Here is a 253-nt window from a genome sequence, read left to right on the forward strand (position 1 = left end):
GCAGTGGGCTTTGCGCATAATGCCGTCCAACAACTGATGTTCTTCCAGATGTTGCCGGTTTTCCTCACTGTCATAGCCTTTGTCGGCATAAACGGTCGTACCTTTGGGTAGATCTTCCAACAAAGGCGACAGATGTTTGCACTCATGGGCATTGGCGGGAGTGATGTGCAGTTTCTCGATATAGCCTTCCTCATAGGTACGGGTATGTTGTTTGTAACCGAGTTTGTAGAGGCCGTTTTTCTTTGTCCAACGG

Annotated in this window: 1 protein-coding gene; it reads right to left on the minus strand. The window is 48.6% G+C overall.

Features of this window, described 5'->3' with window-relative positions; all coding sequences use genetic code 11:
- A partial coding sequence (locus Q9I99_RS11395; protein ID WP_304666243.1) for a transposase occupies nt 1-253 on the minus strand: 253 nt, incomplete at both ends.

The sequence above is a fragment of the Neisseria basseii genome (assembly GCF_962707005.1).
Classification (GTDB): Bacteria; Pseudomonadota; Gammaproteobacteria; order Burkholderiales; family Neisseriaceae; genus Neisseria; species Neisseria bergeri.